Genomic DNA, 16,787 nt, shown 5'->3' on the forward strand with positions numbered 1-16,787 from the left:
AGGCGGCGAGTGTGGCCAGCGACGGGTCGTCGCGTAGTGAATCCGCGCGCTCCCGCACACCGCAGGCAAACTTGCCCAAGGCGAGTACGAACGGCCGCAAGCGCAGGCGCTGCGGTGCCTGCATCGCTCCGCCAACAGCGTGCAAACGACCGCGCAATGGCCGCTCATCACCCCACGCGGGTGCCGGATCGGCGAGAATTTGCGACCACCCTAGAAGGACCTCCGCATGGCCGGTGCCAGCCTGTTCACCCTGCTCGACGACATCGCCACGCTGCTGGACGACGTTTCCATCCTGACCAAGGTTGCGGCCAAGAAGACCGCAGGCGTGTTGGGCGACGATCTGGCGCTCAATGCGCAGCAGGTCACCGGCGTCACGGCCGACCGCGAATTGCCGGTGGTGTGGGCGGTGGCCAAGGGCTCGCTGGTCAACAAGATGATCCTGGTGCCGGCGGCGTTGGCGATCAGCGCGCTGGAAGCGTGGCTGCGCGGGCGCGGCTACAACGTCCCGTTGGTGGTGCCGCTGATGATGATCGGTGGCGCCTACCTGTGCTTCGAGGGCGTGGAAAAGCTGGCGCACAAGTTTCTGCACAACGATGAGCAGGAAGCGCAGCGGCATGCCGAACGCACCCGCGCGCTGGCCGACCAGAACGTGGACGTGGTGGCGTTGGAAAAGGACAAGGTGAAGGGCGCGATCCGCACCGATTTCATCCTCTCGGCCGAGATCATCGTGCTCTCGCTGGGCGTGGTCTCGGAGGTGTCCTTCGGGCAGCAGGTGGCGGTGCTGGTGGCCATTGCGCTGGCGATGACCATCGGCGTCTACGGCGTGGTCGCCGCGATCGTGAAGCTGGACGACCTGGGCCTGTACCTGACCAAGAAGGGCGCCGCGCTGGCGGCCCTGGGTCGCGGCATCCTGGTGGCGGCACCGTGGTTGATGAAGTTCCTGTCGGTGGCCGGCACGCTGGCGATGTTCCTGGTCGGCGGCGGCATCCTGGTGCACAACATCCCGGCGCTGCATCATCTGGTGGTGGATCTGGCCAAGTCGGCCGGCGGCATGGGCTGGCTGGTCGAAGCGCTGGGCAACATGCTGGTTGGCGTGGTCGCCGGTGCCGTCGTGCTGGGCGCGGTGATGCTGTTCCAGAAGCTGCGCGGGACCAAGCCCGCGCATTGATGCGCGGCGAGCCGCCAGACAAGCCCGCACGGTAAACGCCGCGCGGCGATTGCTCGGGCGCCCCGGGGTTCGCCGCCGATCTAATCGGCGTTGATCACCCGGTTCTTGCCGGCCGCCTTGGCGTCGTACATGGCGCGGTCGGCGCGGCGGATGACCTCGTCCTGGGTCTCGTCGGTCCCGCGGAGCGCCACGCCGGCGCTGAAGCTGATGAACACGCGCACGTCGTCATGCAGCAGCGAGCGCTGCGACAGGGCGCGTTGCAGGCGGACCACTGCCGCACTGGCTTCGAAGATGGTCGAGTCCGGCAGCAGCAGGACAAATTCCTCGCCACCGAAGCGGGCGATGGCGTCGGTGGTGCGCAGCACGGCCTTGGCCACCTCCACGGTGTGGCGCAGCGCGGCGTCGCCGCCGGCATGGCCATGGGTCTCATTGAGGCGGCGGAAGTCGTCCAGGTCCAGCATCGCCACGCACAAGGGCTGGCCACTGCGCTGGGTGCGCACGGCCTCACGCTGGAACAGTTCTTCGAAGCCGCGCCGGTTGAGCGCGCCGGTGAGTTGGTCTTCGCGCACTAGGCCGGCGACGTCCTTGAGCTCCTGTTCGAGCGAGGCGATGCGCTGTTCGGAATCTTCCACCTGCCGGCGTGCCGCGAGCAGTTCGTCGCGCGCCGCCAGGGCCTGCGCCTGCACGCCGGCGGTGTCCTGCAGCAGATCCTGCAGCAGCCGGTTGAGGTCGGGAATGCCGCGCGCCTCGCTGATCGCCTGCGAATACCCGGCAACGCGGTCGTGGTATTCGCCAGTGCTCGTGGCCATGCCGTCCAGCCGGTCGACAAAGGACACCATCATTTCGCGCATGGCGGTCTTGGACTCGGCGATGCCCTGTTTGAGCAGACCCTGCTTGTAGGTCACCTCGCGCAAGGTGCCGCGTGCCTGTTCGATGGAACTGACGTCCAGCGGCCCGGAAATCAGCTGCCGCACCACCGAGATCTGTCCCTGCAACCAGCTGCGATCGTCGAGGAGTTCGCCGACGTTCTCCAGCAATAGGTCGAACAAGCCCAATAACAGGTTCTGTTGTTCGCTGGCATCTTCGGCGCGCAGGCCGATCTGGTGGCTGAGTTCGCGCAGGCGCTGTTCCAGCGTGATCAGCTCGTGTCCCGGGCGCCAGTGGCGCAGTGCAGATGCCAGCGTTTGTGCCTCTTCGGCAAGCTCGGGGCTGCGTTGCAGCAGCGTGGCCAGGGCATTGCCCAGCGCGTGGCGCAGCAGGTCGCGCAGTTGCTCGGCCTCCGTGCGGCCTTCGGCCAGCGAATCGCCGATGTCGATGGTGCGGATGTATTTGTCAATGAGCTGGCGCAAGGCACGGCCATAGCCGGGCCAATCGCCGGCCGCATACGCCGCGCTCAGGCGCACGCCCATGTCGCCGAGCTCGCCATGCAGGCTGGCGATGCCTTCGGCGAACGCGAGCAGCAGCGCTTCGGGATGCGCGGCATGCGAAAACAGCCGTATCAGCAATGCAGTGGCAGCGGCCGGATCGTGTGCGCCGGACTTCGCCTTGGCCGGCACCAGCTGGTGCGCGGCCAGGCCGTGACCGCCGCGCTCGCCATTGATCACCGTCGGCAGGGCAGCGGCAGGGCGCGCGGTGTCCGTGCCGCCCCAGGGCAACAGGCGGCGCAGCCCGCCACGGGGGCGGCTTGGGTGTTCGGGCTGGTCTGCCATGCGCCAGGGTCTCGAGAGGTCTTGTGCTAACGCTCGATATCGGCGCGCGGCAGGGGCGCTTGAGCAAGCCGGGCCGTAGCGCGCACCGACGGCCTGCAGGCCAAACGCGAAGCGCTGTCGCGATCAACGAAGTGAAACGTCAATGAACCGGTTACCCAGATGAGGGCGAGCGCGGCCGAACGTTCCCGTATTCGGTGCATGTCACGGCCCACGCACCGATACGGGGATGTCATTGCACTGCAATGTGGCGCTTATGCCTTGCGGCATGCGCAACTGTGCGTAAAGGAATGTGGGCTGTCGCAGAAAAGTCAGCACGTGTTCACGCATATTTTATTTGGTCGGGGTGTAGATTCCTCTGCAAGGGCGACGTGGAGTCCGCGCGTTGCCCACGCTCCTCACTCGTAGCAAGTCGTCTGGCTGAATCGGCAGACGGCGGTTTTCGCTTCGCCGTTTTTCCGTCTCCACCCACATTACGACGGACGTTTAGATGGTTGCCATGATGCCGCTTCACGCTACCACCGCACGCTTAGAGCGCAGTACGCTGCTCCCGACTCTGAAAAAGAGCGGGCGGCCGCGCGATGCGCGTGGCCGCTTCATCCGCCACCACGAGCGCTTGCCGGTTTCGTTGGCAGACACGCGCGGCGCCTTGTTCGTGGTGTCGGAAATGGCGGACTTCATCAAGGCTGGCGGGTTGGGCGACGTGGCGGCCGCGCTGCCGCGCGCACTGCGCCACCGCTACGACGTACGCGTGCTGATTCCCGGCTACCGTGCCGTGCTCGAGCGCGCAGGCAAGGTGGAGATCGTGGGGCGCGTGTTGGCGCATGCCGCGCTGCCGGCCTGCGATATCGGCCGCATCGTGCAATCGGACGGGCTGCCGATCTACATCCTGTTGTCCAAGGAACTGTTTGAGCGCGACGGCTCGCCCTATGTGAGCACCAGCGGTTCGGAGTTCGAAGACAACGCGATTCGCTTTGCCACCTTGTCGCATGCCGCCGCGCAGATCGCGGCCGGCCATGCCGGCCTGGGCTGGAAGCCGCGCCTGCTGCATCTGAACGACTGGCCCTGCGCGCTGGCGGCTGGCTATGTGCGCTGGTCCGGCGGCACCACGCCGTGCCTGCTGACCATCCATAACCTGGCCTACCAGGGCCTGGTGCCGTATTCGATGGCCGCCGCACTGGGCATCCCCGCCGAGCGGGTGGCCGAGTTGGAGTTCTACGGACAGATGTCGTTCCTGCGCGGCGGCATCGTCAATGCCGACCACGTCAACACGGTCAGCGTCAGCTACGCCAAGCAGATCACCGGCCCGGCACAGGGCTGCGGCCTGGACCGGCTGCTGGCCGGGCGCGCCGCCAAGGGCGCGCTCACCGGCATCGTCAACGGCATCGACGCCAGCTGGGACCCGCGCACCGACCAATACCTGGATTCGCACTTCAGCGTGAACCAATGGCAGGGCCGCCAGGCCAACGCAGCGCAGGTACGCAAGGCATTCGGGCTGCGCGAGAGCACCGGCCCGCTGTTTGCGGTGGTGTCGCGGTTGGTGCATCAGAAAGGCCTTGACCTGATCTGCGAGGTGGCCCCGCAAATCGTGGCCGCTGGAGGCCAGATCGCGGTGATCGGCGGCGGCGAGCCGGAGATCGAACAGCAGGTGGCCGAGCTGACCAGGCGCTATCCCGGCCAGGTGGGCGCCTTCATCGGCTTCGAGGAAGGCCTGGCCCGGCGGATGTTCGCCGGTGCCGACTTCCTGCTGATGCCCTCGCGCTTCGAGCCCTGCGGCCTGAGCCAGATGTATGCACAGCGCTTCGGCTGCCTGCCGATCGCCCACGCGACCGGCGGGCTGATCGACACCGTGGACGACGGCGTGACCGGTTTCCTGTTCCAGCACGCCAGCGTCGAAGCCCTGCGCCGCTGCCTGGAACGCGCCTTCCGCACCTTCCGCCTGCCCAGCCTGCTGTCTGCGATGCGGCGCGCAGCCATGCTGCGTCCCAGCGGTTGGGACGTGGCAGGCAAGAAATACCTCTCGCTCTACGAACACACCGCTGCCACCGCGCCCGCGCTCGCGACGGTGCCATGAGCGAACGGCAGGGCGGGCAGGAGCAACGCGCGCAAGCGGACGGCATGACCACGGAAGGGATCTCGGAAATGTCGCAGACCCTGCAAGCCCTGGCCGATGGCTTGCCGGCCGATGCCTTTGCGGTCCTTGGACCGAAGCCGCTCGCCGATGGCCGCCGTCAGGTGCGCGTCTTGGCCCCGGGCGCCGAGGCGATGGGCTTGATCGACCCACGCGGCAAGCTGCTCGCGCGCATGCAGGCCAGCGCTATCGATGGCGTCTTCGAAGGCACTCTGGCGGTCGATGGGCCGTACCGGCTGCGCATCGTGTGGCCAGACCGGGTGCAGGAGGTCGAAGACCCGTACGCGTTCGCGGCCACGCTGGACGAATCGCTGTTGCTGCAGATCGCTGCCGGCGACGGCCAGGCGTTGCGCCGTGCGCTGGGCGCGCAGCATGTCCACTGTGGCGACGTGCCGGGCGTGCGCTTCGCGCTGTGGGCACCCCATGCCCAACGCGTGGCGGTGGTCGGCGACTTCAACAGCTGGGACGTGCGGCGGCATCCGATGCGGCAGCGCATCGGTGGCTTCTGGGAACTCTTCCTGCCGCGCGTGGACGCCGGCGCCCGGTACAAATATGCCGTCACCGCGGCCGATGGGCGGGTGCTGCTCAAGGCCGACCCGGTGGCGCGGCAGACCGAATTGCCGCCGGCAACCGCATCGGTGGTGCCCAGCGCCGCCACATTCGCCTGGACCGATGCGGCCTGGATGGCCAGCCGCGACCCCGGCGCCGTGCCGGCGCCGCTGTCGATCTACGAGGTGCATGCCGCGTCCTGGCGTCGCGACGGACACAACCAACCGCTGGACTGGCCAACCCTGGCCGAGCAGTTGATTCCCTACGTGCAGCAGCTCGGCTTCACCCATATCGAATTGCTGCCGATCACCGAACACCCGTTTGGCGGTTCCTGGGGCTATCAGCCGCTGGGCCTGTATGCGCCCACCGCGCGCCATGGCAGCCCGGATGGCTTTGCGCAGTTCGTCGATGCCTGCCACCGCGCCGGTATCGGCGTCATCCTGGATTGGGTCAGCGCGCACTTTCCCGATGACGCGCATGGGCTGGCCCAGTTCGACGGCGCCGCGCTGTATGAGCATGCCGACCCGCGCGAAGGCATGCATCGCGACTGGAATACGCTGATCTACAACTACGGCCGGCCGGAAGTGACCGCTTACCTGCTGGGCAGCGCGCTGGAATGGATCGAGCATTACCACCTCGACGGCCTGCGCGTGGATGCGGTGGCCTCGATGCTGTATCGCGACTACGGCCGTGCCGAAGGCGAGTGGGTGCCCAACGCGCATGGCGGCCGCGAGAATCTGGAGGCGGTCGCGTTCCTGCGCCAGCTCAACCGCGACATCGCCACGCAGTTCCCCGGCGTGCTCACCATTGCCGAAGAATCGACCGCCTGGCCGGGCGTGACCGCCGCGATCAACGAGGGTGGCCTGGGCTTCACGCACAAATGGAACATGGGCTGGATGCACGACACGCTGGGCTACATGCAGCGCGATCCGGCCGAACGTGCGCATCACCATAGCCAGCTCACCTTCGGGCTGGTGTACGCATTCGACGAACGCTTCGTGTTGCCGCTCTCGCACGATGAAGTGGTGCACGGCACCGGTGGCCTGCTCGGGCAGATGCCGGGCGACGATTGGCGCCGCTTCGCCAACCTGCGCGCCTATCTGGCGCTGATGTGGGCGCACCCGGGCGACAAACTGCTGTTCATGGGCGCCGAATTCGGGCAGTGGGCCGACTGGAATCACGACCAGTCGCTGGATTGGCACCTGCTGGATGGCGCGCGGCATCGCGGCATGCAGCAACTGGTGGGCGATCTCAACGCCGCACTGCGCCGTACGCCAGCGCTGTATCGCGGCCCCCATCGCGCTGAAGGCTTCGACTGGAGTGTGGCCGACGATGCGCGCAACAGCGTGCTGGCGTTCGTCCGCCACGATCCTGACGGTGGCGCACCGTTGCTGGCAGTGAGCAACCTCACCCCGCAACCGCATCACGACTATCACGTGGGGGTGCCGCGTGCCGGCCTCTGGCGCGAGATCCTCAACACCGACAGTGCCCATTACGGCGGCAGCAACCTCGGCAACAGCGGTCGCTTGGCGACCGAGCCGGTGGGCATGCATGGGCATGCGCAACGTCTGCGCCTGACCCTGCCGCCGCTGGCCACGATCTATCTGCAAGCGGAGAAATAACGATGAACCAGCGCAATGCGATCACACCGGCCTGGGGCGCCTGGCCGGCGGGTGAGGGACAGGTGCGCTTTGCGCTCTGGGCTCCAGAGGCCAAGAACGTGGATGTGGTCTTCGCCAACGGCGCGCGCAGCGCGCTGCAGGCGGGACAGGACGGTTTCTTCAGCGCCCTCATCGACTGCGCCGCCGATGCGCGTTACCGCTACAGCGTCGACGGCGGCGAGCCGGTCCCGGACCCAGCCTCGCGCTGGCAGCCCGAAGGCGTGCACGGCCCCAGCGCGGTACAGCCAACCGACGGCTATGCCTGGCAAAACACCCAGTGGCAGGGGCGGCCGTGGGACGAGGCGGTGATCTACGAAGTGCATGTCGGCACGTGCGGCGGCTATGCCGGTGTGCAGGCGCAATTGCCGCAGCTGGCGGCAATGGGCATCACCGCCATCGAACTGATGCCGTTGAGCGCGTTTCCCGGCGCGCACAATTGGGGCTACGACGGCGTACTGCCGTATGCACCGGTGGAAGCCTATGGCACACCGGACGAACTGAAGGCGCTGATCGATGCCGCGCACGGGCACGGCCTGATGGTGTTGCTGGATGTGGTCTACAACCACTTCGGCCCGGACGGCAATTACCTGCATAGCTACGCCGCGCCGTTCTTCAACGAAGACAAGCCCACCCCGTGGGGTGCGGCGATCGATTTCCGCAAGCCGCCGGTGCAGCGGTATTTTCTCGATAACGCGCTGATGTGGCTGCACGAATACGGTTTTGACGGCCTGCGCCTGGATGCGGTGCATGCGATATCGCCGAACGCGTTCCTGGATACCTTGCGCGAGACCATCGAGGCCAGCCTGCCGGCCGGGCGGCATGTGCATCTGGTGCTGGAAAACGAGGCCAACCAGGCCTCGCAACTGCAGCGTGGCTATACCGCGCAGTGGGACGACGACTTCCATAACGCCCTGCATGTGCTGCTCACCGGCGAAGAGGAAGGCTATTACGCTGCGTTCGCCGACAAGCCGACTGAACACCTGGCACGCGTGCTGGGCGAAGGGTTTGCCTATCAGGGCGAGCCGGACCCGCGCGGCCATGTGCGGGGCGAACCCAGTGGCGCCCTGCCGCCGCACAAGTTCGTGGTGTTTGCGCAGAATCACGACCAGATCGGCAACCGCGCCCGCGGCGAGCGGCTGACCGTGCTGGTGTCGCCGCAACGTTTGCGCGCGGCCTTGGCGCTGACGGCATTGACGCCGATGATTCCGCTGTTTTTCATGGGCGAACCGTGGGGCGCCAAGCAACCGTTCCTGTTCTTCACCGACTTGGGCCCGCCGCTGGACGAGGCGGTGCGCGAAGGGCGCCGGCGCGAGTTCGCGCACTTTGCCGCGTTCGCCGATGAAGCCCAGCGCGCCACCATTCCGGACCCGAACAGCCATTCCACGTTCGCGGCCTCGCGTTCGCCGATTGCCGATGCCGCGCATGGCGACGGCGCGCAGTGGGCAAGCTGGTTCAAGGCGCTGCTGGACGTGCGTCGTCAGTGGCTGGTGCCGGGCCCGGCGCAAGCGCGTGCGGTGCGGGCCAGCGTGCTGGCCGATGGCGCGGTGACGGCCACGTGGGAGCTGCCGGGCGGGCTGTGGCATATCGCCTTCAACGTGGGCAACCAGCCGGTGCCGTTGCCGCCGGTGCGCGGACGCGTGGCGCATGTCGAAAACGTGGCTGCCGATGCGCAGCACTTGCCGGTCGATGGCTTCGTCGCCTGGCACGAGGCGCAGGCATGAGTGCGCGCGACCCCGGCGGGGACGATCTCGGCACCCTGGCCGCCGCGGCTGGGGTCATGGTGGATTGGGTGGATGCCAGCGACCAGCCGCGGCAGGTCTGCGAGCAATCGGTGCATGCGGTACTCAGCGCGTTGGAATTGCCCGCCGCCACCGCGGCGCAACGCGCCGATAGCTTGCGCCGCTGCCAGGCACAGGCTGCTGAAGCCGCACCGCTGTTGACGGTGCAGGTGGGCGAGCCGCTGCCGTTGCGCGTGGAGGCGCATGCCAGCGGCCGCTGGACCGACGACAGCGGTGCCAGCGACGACGCACGCGCCGATGCGCAAGGGCACGTGCGCGCGCCGCAGCGTTTCGGTTACTGGACGCTGCAGATCGGCGCGATCACCCAGCAGGTGGCCGTGGCGCCGCCACGCTGCTTCAGCGTGGCCGATGCCTGTGGCCAGCCATCGCCGCGTGCCTGGGGCATGGCGCTGCAGGTGTATTCGGCACGCAGCCTGGACGACGGCGGTATCGGCGATGCCGCCGGCACGGTGGAATGGTTGCGGCACGCGGCCTTGGCCGGCGCCGACGCCCTGGCATTGAGTCCGGTGCACGCCTCGCGCCCGGTGACGGGCGGTTACAGCCCGTATTCGCCCAGCGATCGGCGCTTTCTCGATCCCTTGCATGCCGCACCGGTGCGCATCCTTGGCGAACTGGCGCTGGATGCAATCAATGCGGTGCCCGGCCTGCGCGAACGTTTCGATGGCTTGCACAACGCTGCATTGATCGACTGGCAGGCCTCGGCGCACGCCAAGTGGGAATTGCTGCGCCAGTTGTACACACGCGTTTCGCCCGATCATGCCGATCTGGTCGCCTTCCGCAACGCAGGCGGCGCAGCGCTGCAGGGCTTTGCACGCTTTGCTGCGCAGGACTTCGGCGACAACGATCCGCAGCTGCATGTGTTCACGCAGTGGCTGGCAGCGCGCAGCTGGTCCGATGCGCAACGCGAGGCCCACGAGCGCGGCATGAAGATCGGGTTGATCGCCGATCTGGCGGTGGGCTTCGACCCCAACGGCGCCGAAGCCGCCGCGGCCGCCGATACCGTATTGCGCGGTCTGGTGCTGGGGGCGCCGCCGGATGCCTTCAATGCCGATGGTCAGCATTGGGGCATCGGTGCGTATTCGCCCACCGCGCTGCGGCGCAGCGGCTACGCACCGTATATCGCGTTGTTGCGCGCGGTGCTGCGCGACCGCGGCGGCATCCGCATCGATCACATCCTGGGCCTGATGCGGCTATGGGTGGTGCCCGATGGCGCCAGCTCCAACGAAGGTGCGTATCTGGCCTACCCGTTGCACGATCTGCTCAACCTGCTCGCGCTGGAATCGTGGCGGCACCGGGCGATCGTCATCGGCGAGGATCTGGGCGTGGTGCCGCCGGGCATCCGCGAAGAACTCTCGCAGCGTGGGGTGATGGGCATCGATGTGTTGATGTTCACCCGCAACGACGATGGCGCATTCGTCTCGCCAGCGCTGTGGCGGCCGGACGCCATCGCCACCACCACCACGCACGATCTGCCCACGCTCACCGGCTGGCGCACCGGCTGCGATATCGAATGGCGGCGCAAGCTGGAATTGATCCAGCCTGCACAGGCCAGCGACGATGCCGCCGCGCGCGACAAGGATGTGGCACGGCTGGATGCCGCTGTCGAACACGCCGGCCTGAGCAGTACGCGCGACCCGCTGCTGGGCGCGTTGCGCTTCACCGCCACCAGTGTCTCGCCGCTGGCCTTGTTGCCAGTGGAAGACGCACTGGCCCTGGACGAACAACCCAACCTGCCGGGCACCGTCGAAGTGCATCCCAACTGGCGTCGACGCCTGCCCGATCCCTTGCCGCATGCGCGCCTGAGTTCGGCGCTGCAGGGCTTTGCCGAGGCGCGTCGCGTCGCGGCCGTTTCGGAACCGCATCCATGATCGACCTCCGCGCTACCGCCCGCCTGCAGCTGCATGCCGGCTTCACCCTGCACGATGCGCTCGCGCAGGTGCCGTACTACGCAGGCCTGGGCATCAGTCACCTGTACCTGTCGCCGATCGGCACGGCCGTGCCGGGCTCCACGCACGGCTACGACAACATCGACCCGACCGTGGTCAATCCCGAACTCGGCGGCGAAGACGCCTTGGTGGCGCTCTCGCAGGCCGCGCGCGAACACGGCATGGGCCTGATCGCCGACATCGTGCCCAACCACATGGCCACGCATGTGCAGAATGCGTGGTGGTGGGATGTGCTGCGCAATGGCCGCAGCGCCAAGCACGCCGACTGGTTCGACATCGATTGGCGCGCGCCTGGGCGCGACGGCAAACTGTGGCTGGCAGTCCTGGACCGCCCCTATGCGACGGCGCTGGCCGAAGGCCTGATCACGCTGGTGATCGACGACGACGACGGCAGCGCCGCGTTGGCACATTACGACCAGCGTTACCCGATTCGTCCGCAGACGCTGGACATCCCCGAAAGAGCCGCACGTGCGCAGTGGCTGCGCGACTACAACGACGGCGCCAAACGCGGAGACGGCCGCCTACACAAGTTGATCGAACGCCAGCCGTATCGCCTGAACTGGTGGCGCGTGGGCAACGACATGCTCAACTACCGCCGCTTCTTCGATATCACCTCGCTGGTGGCCTTGCGGGTGGAATTGCCGGCGGTGTTCGACGCGGTGCACGCGTTGCCGCTGCGGCTGGTGGCCGAAGGCCATCTGGACGGCTTGCGCATCGACCACGTGGACGGGCTGACCGACCCCACCGGCTATGTGCGCAAGCTGCGCAGCCGGCTGGATGCGGCCGGCCGCACGCGTGGGCTCAAGCCCGGCACATTGGGCCTGTACCTGGAAAAGATCCTCGCACCGGGCGAGCACCTGCCGGCCGACTGGCCGTGCGATGGCACCACCGGTTACGACTTCATGGACCAGGTGGGCGGGCTGCTGCACGACGCGGCCGGCTTCAAGCCATTGGCGCGTGCCTGGCAGAAGCTGAGCGGACGCAGTGGCGATTTTGCGCAGGAAGAACGCACCGCCCGCGACGAGATCCTGCGTGGCCCGCTGCAGAGCGAATTCAATCGCGCCGTGGGTGCCTTGTCGGCGTTGGCGCGGCTGGATCCGCCCACGCGCGAGTTCAGCCCGCAGATGCTGGCGCGCGGCTTGTGCGTGCTGCTGCGCTGGTTCCCGGTGTATCGCACCTATGCCGGCGCCAAGGGCATCACCGGCAGCGAAGCGGAGCGTTTGCGCGCCACCGCGGCAAAGGCGCGCGAGGGGATGCCGGAATCGATCGTGGCGGCCGTGGATGCGATCGAGCGGTGGTTGCTCGACGATGCCGGCGCAGACCGGGCGCAGATCGCCTTGCGGCGCATCCTGCGCCGTCGCGTGGAGCAGCTGTCCGCACCGCTCAATGCCAAGTCAGTGGAAGACACCGCGTTCTACCGGCATGGCGTGCTGCTGTCGCGCAACGAGGTCGGCAGCCATCCCACCCATTTCGCCAACGACGCGGCCGAGTTCCACGCGCAGAATCTCGAGCGTGCCAAGCACTACCCACGCGCGTTGCTGGCCACCGCCACCCACGACCACAAGCGTGGCGAAGACCTGCGCATGCGGTTGGCGGTGTTGTCCGAGCAACCGCGCTGGTGGATCGAGCAGAGCGCCCAGTTCGATGCGCTGGCCGACGCGCTCCAATCGCCGGCCCTGGCTGGCGGCGACCAGCAGATGCTATGGCAAACCCTGGTGGCGGCGTGGCCGATCGGCCTGGGCGCCGACCAGACCGAGCCACTTGCCGGCTACGCCGAGCGCATCGCGCAGTGGCTGCTCAAGGCGGTGCGCGAAGCCAAGCTGCACACCAGCTGGACCGACGGCTCGCCGGCCTATGAGCAAGCCGTGCAGGCCACCGTGGAGCAGGTGCTGTGCAGCCGCGCCGGGCTGCCGTTGCGGCGCGCGCTGCTGCGCGCCAGCAACCACATCGCTGCCGCGGGCACGCGCAACAGCCTGGTGCAAACCACCTTGCGCCTGACCGTCCCCGGCGTGCCCGACCTGTACCAGGGTACCGAAGGCTGGGATCTGTCGCTGGTGGATCCGGACAACCGCCGTCCGGTGGATTACGCCCAGCGCCAGCAGTGGCTGCAGCAGGCGCGCGACTTCACCGGGTTGCTGCGCAGCTGGCGCGATGGCGCGGTCAAGGCACGCCTGACGGCGCTGTTGCTGCAGTTGCGCGGCGAATTTCCAGCGCTGTTTGCGAAGGGCGACTATCAGCCGCTGAATGTGGCGGTCAGCGGCGATGCGCAGGCGCTGGCATTCCGTCGCCAATACCGCGGTCAGTCGCTGGTGGTGGCCGTTACGCGGCTGGGCGCCGGGGTTGAGGGCGAGGGCGATCTGCCGTTGCTGGTGGCGCCTGCCGCCTGGGATCAGGCGTCGTTGGCATTGGGCGAGGGCACATACCGTAATGTGCTCGACGGCAGCACGCTGCAGCCGCAGCGCGGCCGTGTGGCGCTATCCACGCTGTTTGCACGTGCGCCGGTGGCAGTGTTGCTGTCCCAAGACAATTGATCCCCGAGAGAAACGTACGCAATGAATGACATGGAACGGCAGGCGCGGCTTGCCCAGTTGGCACGGGAAATTTGGGAGGCGGAGGGCCGCCCGGACGGGCACGCGGACCGCCATTGGGCCATGGCCGAGCGGCTGGTGGAGGCCGAAGAGCGCGCCGCCGAACAGGCCGCCGAATACGCGGCCACACCGATCGCTGCACGCCAGTAACGGCGTGTCTGGCAGCGTGCATGGGTCGGCCTGCTGCGGGCCGGCCCATGTGCGGCGGATCGCTCCGCCAGTGCAAAATCGCGCACCGTTTGCGTTCACCGTTCTAAGGAGTCACCGATGGCCACTCGCAAGTTCACCCAGCGCTCGCGCATTCGCGAAGGCCGTCCCAACCCGCTCGGTGCCACCTGGGATGGGTTGGGCGTCAACTTCGCGCTGTATTCGCGCAACGCCACCCGGGTGGAGCTGTGCCTGTTCGACGATCGTGGCCGCGAACAGGAGCGCATTGCGCTACCGGAATACACCGACGAGGTCTGGCACGGCTATCTGCCCGACGCACGGCCCGGCCAGTTGTACGGCTACCGCGTGCATGGGCCATATGCGCCCGATGCCGGGCACCGCTTCAACCACAACAAATTGCTGCTGGACCCGTATGCCAAGCAGATCGTTGGCGAACTCAAATGGGCGCCGCACTTGTTCGGCTACACCATCGGTCATCGCGACAAGGACCTGAGCTTCGACCGCCGCGACAGCGCCGCGTTCATGCCCAAGTCCGCCGTGATCGACCCAGCCTTCACCTGGGGCCAGGACCGCCCGCCGCAGACGCCGTGGAACCGTACGGTGATCTATGAAGCGCACGTACGCGGGCTGAGCATGCTGCACCCGGCGGTGCCGCCGGAACAGCGCGGCACTTTTTCGGCGCTGAAGACCGACGAATTGATCGACCACATCAGCTCGCTCGGCGTCACCGCCGTGGAATTGCTCCCCGTGCATGCGTTCGTCGACGATCAATACCTGCTGGAAAAAGGCCTGCGCAATTACTGGGGCTACAACACGCTGGGCTTTTTTGCGCCGCAAGCGCGCTACATGTCCACGCGCACCGTGGCCGAGTTCAAGCAGATGGTGGCGCGCCTGCATCACGCCGGCCTGGAAGTGCTGCTGGATGTGGTCTACAACCACACCGCCGAAGGCAACGAGCTCGGGCCCACGCTCTCGTTCAAGGGCATCGACAACGCCAGTTATTACCGCCTGGCCGACGATCGTCGCTTCTACATCAACGACACCGGCACCGGTAATACCTTCGACCTCACCAACGTCGGCGCGCTACGCATGGTGATGGATTCGCTGCGTTACTGGGTGCAGGAAATGCACGTGGACGGCTTCCGTTTCGATCTGGCCAGCATCCTGGGCCGCGAACGCTATGGCTTCGATCCATCCGGCAGTTTCCTGGATGCGGTGCGCCAGGATCCGGTGCTCAGCCAGACCAAGCTGATCGCCGAGCCGTGGGATATCGGCCCCGGTGGCTATCAGGTGGGCAATTTCCCGCCCGGTTGGGTGGAATGGAACGACAAGTTCCGCGACAACGTGCGCGCGTTCTGGCGCGGCGACGGTGGCCAGCTGGCCGAGTTGGCCACGCGCCTCACCGGCTCTGCGGACCTGTTCAATCACAGCGGCCGCCGTCCCACCGCCTCGGTCAATTTCGTCACGGCGCACGACGGCTTTACCCTGCGCGATCTGGTCAGCTACGAAGGCAAGCACAACCTCGCCAACGGCGAAGACGGCCGGGACGGCAGCGACCACAACATCTCTTCCAACTATGGCGTGGAAGGCGAGACCAACGATCCGGCGATCAAGCAGCTGCGTCGCCAGCAGATGCGCAACCTGCTCGCCACCTTGCTGTTGTCGCAGGGCACGCCGATGTTGCTGGCAGGCGATGAGTTCGGCCATAGCCAGAACGGCAACAACAATGCGTATTGCCAGGACAACGAGTTGACCTGGATCGACTGGACTGCCGCCACCAAGGCCGCAGCCGCCGACCAGGCCGCATTCGTGCGCCGATTGATCCGCATCCGGCAGCGCTACCCGTTGCTGCATCGCGCGCGTTTCTTCGACGGCAAGTTCGACGAAGCGCTGGGCCTGAAGGATCTGACCTGGCTGGCGCCCAATGGCACCGAGATGGATGAAGCCGGCTGGCACGACCCGGAAGCGCGTGCGCTGATGCTGCGCCTGGATGGCCGCTCGCCGACCACCGGCCTGCGCGAGATTGCCGCCAACGTGACCTTGCTGATGCTGATCAATGCCGCCTCCACCGCCGTGTCGTTCACGCTGCCGGCCATGCACGACGAACATTGGCGCGTGCTGGTGGACACCGCACGCCACGGTGGGCGTGTGGTGGCCGGTGGCAGCGAATGGAAGGCCCCGGCGCATTCGCTGACGCTGCTGGCGGTGGAGCGCGACCGCATCGTCAGCAGTGCGCGGATCGTCTCCGAAGGCGCGCGCTGATGGCGAGGGTGGCCTGATGGATGTCTTGTTGGCAGGGGCGACCGGCCTGGTCGGCAAGCACGTGCTGCAGCAATTGCTGGGCGATACGCGTTGCACCGGCGTGGTCGCGATCACGCGGCGGCCGCTGGCGCAGATCCATCCCAAGCTGCGCAACCAGGTGATCGACTTCGAACGGCTCGATCACTGGACGGCACCGCGCATGGAAGCGGCCATCTGTGCGTTGGGAAGCACGATGAAACAGGCCGGCTCGCGCGAGGCGTTCTATCGTATCGACCACGATTACCCGCTCGCCATCGCGCGCGCCGCCTGCGCGCAGGGCACCTCGGTCTTCGTGCTGAACTCCGCGGCCGGCGCCAATACGCAGTCGCGCATCTTCTACAGCCGCGTCAAGGGTGAGCTGGAGCGCGACCTGCGCGAGATCGGCTTCCCTTCGCTCACCTTCGTGCGCCCCGGCCTGATCGGCGGCGAACGCGAAGAGCGCCGCACTGGCGAACACATCGGCAGCGTCGTCCTCGGCGCACTCGGCCCACTCCTGCCGCGCCGGTTCCGCATCAATCCGGCCGAACGGATTGCCGTGGCGATGGTGTCTGCCGCGCTGGCACCGGCGCGGGGTGAGCACAGCGTCGAGGCAGCGGAGCTGGCTGGCTAACGCGAGGTGTCTGCCTAACTCAGGATAACGCTAAGAGAACAATGGTCTCGCCAGACTCGTAGTCATAGCAAATCTCAACGAGTCTGTTCGAACAATCGTATGCTTTGCTGAGATGCAGCGGAGCCCTGGTTCCTGATAACCTTCTTTGTCCGCGACAGGT

General features: G+C 67.1%; 10 protein-coding genes. 9 read left to right on the forward strand and 1 reads right to left on the reverse strand.

Annotated features, from left to right (window positions below; genetic code table 11):
- Nucleotides 1-226 precede the first annotated feature (226 nt).
- Nucleotides 227-1,168, forward strand: a complete 942-nt coding sequence (locus ACCQ00_RS02100; protein WP_022558064.1) for a DUF808 domain-containing protein — start codon at nt 227-229, stop codon at nt 1,166-1,168.
- Between the two features lie 80 nt (nt 1,169-1,248).
- Here the strand turns inward: ACCQ00_RS02100 and ACCQ00_RS02105 are convergent, their stop codons facing one another.
- A complete protein-coding gene (locus ACCQ00_RS02105) occupies nt 1,249-2,877 on the reverse strand; it encodes a GGDEF domain-containing protein (protein ID WP_039583582.1) in 1,629 nt (542 codons plus the stop codon).
- A gap of 487 nt (nt 2,878-3,364) precedes the next feature.
- On the opposite strand from ACCQ00_RS02105, the gene glgA reads away from it, so the two are divergent.
- From glgA to ACCQ00_RS02145, 8 genes are all read left to right on the forward strand, one after another.
- Nucleotides 3,365-4,948, forward strand: a complete 1,584-nt coding sequence (glgA, locus tag ACCQ00_RS02110) for a glycogen synthase GlgA (protein WP_007967777.1) — start codon at nt 3,365-3,367, stop codon at nt 4,946-4,948.
- Nucleotides 4,945-7,176, forward strand: a complete 2,232-nt coding sequence (locus tag ACCQ00_RS02115) for a 1,4-alpha-glucan branching enzyme (protein WP_039567158.1) — start codon at nt 4,945-4,947, stop codon at nt 7,174-7,176. Before glgA ends, ACCQ00_RS02115 begins: the two co-directional genes overlap by 4 nt.
- A gap of 2 nt (nt 7,177-7,178) precedes the next feature.
- Complete coding sequence (gene treZ / locus ACCQ00_RS02120; protein ID WP_372354052.1) at nt 7,179-8,936, forward strand: malto-oligosyltrehalose trehalohydrolase; 1,758 nt, start codon at nt 7,179-7,181, stop codon at nt 8,934-8,936.
- Complete coding sequence (locus tag ACCQ00_RS02125) at nt 8,933-10,882, forward strand: 4-alpha-glucanotransferase (protein WP_022558068.1); 1,950 nt, start codon at nt 8,933-8,935, stop codon at nt 10,880-10,882. Before treZ ends, ACCQ00_RS02125 begins: the two co-directional genes overlap by 4 nt.
- Complete coding sequence (gene treY, locus ACCQ00_RS02130) at nt 10,879-13,491, forward strand: malto-oligosyltrehalose synthase (RefSeq protein ID WP_039567159.1); 2,613 nt, start codon at nt 10,879-10,881, stop codon at nt 13,489-13,491. The genes ACCQ00_RS02125 and treY overlap by 4 nt, the downstream gene beginning before the upstream one ends.
- Nucleotides 13,492-13,512: 21 nt before the next feature.
- The gene (locus ACCQ00_RS02135) at nt 13,513-13,698 is read left to right on the forward strand and encodes a DUF2934 domain-containing protein (RefSeq protein WP_008575499.1); all 186 of its coding nucleotides are present in this window, start codon (nt 13,513-13,515) and stop codon (nt 13,696-13,698) included.
- 117 nt (nt 13,699-13,815) lie between these two features.
- Nucleotides 13,816-15,978, forward strand: a complete 2,163-nt coding sequence (glgX, locus tag ACCQ00_RS02140) for a glycogen debranching protein GlgX (RefSeq protein ID WP_039567160.1) — start codon at nt 13,816-13,818, stop codon at nt 15,976-15,978.
- A 16-nt stretch (nt 15,979-15,994) separates the two neighbouring features.
- Complete coding sequence (locus ACCQ00_RS02145) at nt 15,995-16,627, forward strand: NAD(P)H-binding protein (RefSeq protein WP_039567161.1); 633 nt, start codon at nt 15,995-15,997, stop codon at nt 16,625-16,627.
- Nucleotides 16,628-16,787 lie beyond the last annotated feature (160 nt).

It is taken from the genome of Xanthomonas sp. NCPPB 3761 (assembly GCF_041475705.2).
Lineage (GTDB): Bacteria > Pseudomonadota > Gammaproteobacteria > Xanthomonadales > Xanthomonadaceae > Xanthomonas > Xanthomonas phaseoli.

Bases quoted from the DNA above. Each gene is read 5' to 3' on its own strand.
- ACCQ00_RS02100 (WP_022558064.1), top strand. From the start codon at position 227: ATGGCCGGTGCCAGCCTGTTCACCCTGCTCGACGACATCGCCACGCTG.
- ACCQ00_RS02105 (WP_039583582.1), bottom strand. From the start codon at position 2,877: ATGGCAGACCAGCCCGAACACCCAAGCCGCCCCCGTGGCGGGCTGCGC.
- glgA (WP_007967777.1), top strand. From the start codon at position 3,365: ATGGTTGCCATGATGCCGCTTCACGCTACCACCGCACGCTTAGAGCGC.
- ACCQ00_RS02115 (WP_039567158.1), top strand. From the start codon at position 4,945: ATGAGCGAACGGCAGGGCGGGCAGGAGCAACGCGCGCAAGCGGACGGC.
- treZ (WP_372354052.1), top strand. From the start codon at position 7,179: ATGAACCAGCGCAATGCGATCACACCGGCCTGGGGCGCCTGGCCGGCG.
- ACCQ00_RS02125 (WP_022558068.1), top strand. From the start codon at position 8,933: ATGAGTGCGCGCGACCCCGGCGGGGACGATCTCGGCACCCTGGCCGCC.
- treY (WP_039567159.1), top strand. From the start codon at position 10,879: ATGATCGACCTCCGCGCTACCGCCCGCCTGCAGCTGCATGCCGGCTTC.
- ACCQ00_RS02135 (WP_008575499.1), top strand. From the start codon at position 13,513: ATGAATGACATGGAACGGCAGGCGCGGCTTGCCCAGTTGGCACGGGAA.
- glgX (WP_039567160.1), top strand. From the start codon at position 13,816: ATGGCCACTCGCAAGTTCACCCAGCGCTCGCGCATTCGCGAAGGCCGT.
- ACCQ00_RS02145 (WP_039567161.1), top strand. From the start codon at position 15,995: ATGGATGTCTTGTTGGCAGGGGCGACCGGCCTGGTCGGCAAGCACGTG.